Genomic DNA, 3,108 nt, shown 5'->3' on the forward strand with positions numbered 1-3,108 from the left:
TGAGCGATCCCCGGCTGCGCACGCGCCGCCGGGCAGGAGGTGCATCGTGACGGATGCTGTGGCACAGGTCGACGACCTGCGGGTGACGTTCGCGACCGACGGCGATCCGGTCGTCGCGGTCTCGGGCATCACCCTCGAGGCCCGCGCCGGGGAGGTGCTGGCGATCGTCGGCGAGTCCGGATCGGGCAAGACCGTCACCGCGAACACCCTGCTCGGGCTGCTGCCCGAGACGGCGACGCTCAGCGGCGCCGTCATCATCCGGGGTCAGGCGGGTGGCGAGACGGACGTCGTGCACGCCACGCACGCCCAGCTGCGCACGATGCGCGGCCGAGACGTCGCGATGGTGTTCCAGGAGCCCTCCACGGCACTGAACCCGGTGTACACCGTGGGGTGGCAGATCGCCGAGGGTCTGCGTGCGCACGAGAAGCTCTCCCGCAAGGAGGCGCGCTCGCGGGCCGTCGACATCCTGCGCCGGGTCGGCATCCCCGACCCCGACACTCGTATCGACGACTATCCGCACCAGTTCTCCGGCGGGCAGAAGCAGCGCATCGTCATCGCCATGACGCTGGTGCTCGGCGCCGGGCTCATCATCGCGGACGAGCCGACCACCGCGCTCGATGTCACGGTGCAGGCTGAGATCCTCGAGCTGCTGCGCGCCTGCCGCGACGAGTTCGGTGCGACGATCGTGCTGATCACGCACAACATGGGCGTCGTCGCCGACCTCGCCGACCGGGTCGTGGTGATGTACCAGGGCGACATCGTGGAGCAGGCGCCGGTCGGCGAGCTGTTCGCGCACCCGCGCGAGGAGTACACCCGCAAGCTGCTGGACGCCGTGCCCCACGTCGGGCGGGGAAAGAGCGCGACGCAGGATGCCGCGGCATCCATCCCCGCGCAGGCCCCGGCCGACGCCGTGGTCACGGCATCCGGGCTGCACATCGCCTACCCGGGCCGGTTCGGCCGGCGCGGCGTGGTCGCGGTGAAGGGCGTGGACTTCTGGATCGGCCAGGGCGAAGTGCTCGGGCTGGTCGGCGAATCCGGGTCGGGCAAGACCACGATCGGCCGGGCGATGGTCGGCCTCACGCAGGTGGTCGAGGGTTCGCTCCGGGTGCTCGGCACCGAGCTGCGCGGCTCCTCGTCGCGGAAGCTGGCGAAGCTGCGACCCGACATCGGGTTCGTGTTCCAGGACCCGGCGACGAGCTTCAACCCGCTGCTGTCGGTCGCGGAGTGCATCGCCGAACCGCTCGTCGTGCACGGCAGGGCAGCGAGCCCGGGCGCGGCACGCGGTCGGGTGAACGAGCTGCTGGATGCCGTGCGGCTGCCGGCTTCGTACGGCGACCGGTTCCCGCACGAGCTGTCCGGCGGTCAGCGGCAGCGGGCGTCCCTCGCCCGGGCCCTCGCGCTCGGCCCCAAGCTGCTGATCGCCGACGAGCCGACGAGCGCCCTGGACGTGTCTGTGCAGGCGACCGTGCTGGAGCTGTTCGCCGATCTGCAGGGCGAGCTCGGCTTCGCGTGCCTGTTCATCAGCCACGACCTCGCCGTCATCGACGCGGTCGCCGACCGGGTCGTGGTGCTGCGTCACGGGCTGGTGCGCGAGCAGGGCTCGACGCTGCAGGTGCTCACCGACCCGCACGACGAGTACACGAAGAAGCTGCTGGCATCCCTGCCGGTGCCCGATCCGGCCGCGCAGCGCGCCCGCCGCGCCGCCTGGATCGCCGAGCACGGCGTGTAGATCGGTCCGCACCCACAGGGTGGGTCACCGGAGCAGGGTCTCGGCGTCGAGACGCAGCCGACACGGGTCGGTCTCGACGCCGGGACCCTGTTCCGCGCGGGGATGCCGTTGGGTGGTCAGGAGGCGCGGTCAGGGGCCGTTCACCTCGTCCGAATCCCACGTGAGGCGGGTCTCGGCGGGGATGGCGGATGCCTCCAGGCCTGCGGTTGCGCAGGCGGCGGCGATCAGTGCCCGGCTGCCGGCGATGATCGTGGAGTCGTAGTCCACCTCGGTGACGAGCACCCAGGCATGGTCGTCCGGCCAGACGATGCTCGGCGAGAGGGCGCTCGGCGGGAACCCGTGCTGCTCGGCGGGCAGGTCGCGCCACGGCACGTGCAGTTCCCAGTCGGCGGCGGCGAACTCGCGGATGCCGCCCTCGAACAGCACGTGCTCGCGCATCGGAAGCCGCAGGCGCGTGCCCTCCGAGATCTCCCGGGAGAGGATGCCGTCCTGCCAGCGGCCCTTGAGGAACACCTCGTTCAGCACGTCCCGGGTGCTCCGGGCGAGGAAGTCGCGGGCACGGTCGACCGGATCGCCACCGAGGCTGAAGAAGCCACGGCCGTTGGTCCCGTAGCCGCCGAGCAGGCCGCCCCAGCCCTCCCAGAGGGCCACCCCGCCGGCGTCGGGCGTGGTCGTGTGCTCTGCCAGCACACGGGCGAGGATGCTCACGATGCCGGCATCCAGCCCGCCCTCCTGCGGCGCGAAGAACTCCCGGCCGTCGGGCGCGACCACCTGCTGGGCACCGTCCTCGGGCGCCACCCGCACGATGCGGTTCCACTGCGCGCGCGGGTGCATCGTGGTGCCGAACGCGTCGGCGGTCTCCGCCCAGGTGACCGCGTCGTCGCCGCAGAACGCGGGGTGGAACACGCGGGCGTAGGCGGCGAACCCGCGCGGCACGACGTCGTGCATCGTGAACCGCGGCGGGTCGTCGATGAGCCTCTTCAGCCAGTCGCCCGCAGCGGCATCCCCGGTCCAGCGCATGAGATCACGCTACCGACGGTTGCCGCGGTCAGGCGTGGAACGCATATTGCAGCGTGACGCACGGACCGATGATCACGATCCAGGATGCAGCGACGACGATCAGGTAGCCCGCCCCCGTGCGACGCGTGCGGCGGAGGACCGTCAGGACGACCCCGACGGCGGTCACCAGTGAGAAACCCGTCAACGTCGTGATCCAGGCCGGAAACCCGACGGTCCCGAGGTTCACGCCGGAGAAGGCGACGATCAGGCCGGCGACCAGGCCGAGCAGGCCCAGCCCGACGCCGGCTGCCACATGCCCGCCGACGGGCGAAGGCTCCGGATGCCGGTCCGTCGCGCCCGGCGGTCCCTCGGGCGGGGCG

3 protein-coding genes are annotated in these 3,108 nt (G+C 72.0%); 1 reads left to right on the forward strand and 2 read right to left on the reverse strand.

Translation table 11 applies throughout. The features are described 5' to 3' along the window. Nucleotides 1-46: 46 nt before the first annotated feature. Nucleotides 47-1,729, forward strand: a complete 1,683-nt coding sequence (locus VJR25_RS08345; RefSeq protein WP_324114478.1) for an ABC transporter ATP-binding protein — start codon at nucleotides 47-49, stop codon at nucleotides 1,727-1,729. A gap of 129 nt (nucleotides 1,730-1,858) precedes the next feature. Here the strand turns inward: VJR25_RS08345 and VJR25_RS08350 are convergent, their stop codons facing one another. Both VJR25_RS08350 and VJR25_RS08355 read right to left on the reverse strand, forming a co-directional pair. After that, complete coding sequence (locus tag VJR25_RS08350; protein ID WP_324114480.1) at nucleotides 1,859-2,749, reverse strand: hypothetical protein; 891 nt, start codon at nucleotides 2,747-2,749, stop codon at nucleotides 1,859-1,861. 28 nt (nucleotides 2,750-2,777) lie between these two features. Then, on the reverse strand, nucleotides 2,778-3,108 hold a 331-nt coding region (locus tag VJR25_RS08355), incomplete at its 5' end, for a hypothetical protein (protein WP_324114482.1).

The sequence above is a fragment of the Microbacterium sp. genome (assembly GCF_035277845.1).
Lineage (GTDB): Bacteria > Actinomycetota > Actinomycetes > Actinomycetales > Microbacteriaceae > Microbacterium.

What these genes read in the sequence shown, in the direction of transcription:
- VJR25_RS08350 (WP_324114480.1), bottom strand. Translation starts at nt 2,749, where the DNA reads ATGCGCTGGACCGGGGATGCCGCTGCGGGCGACTGGCTGAAGAGGCTC.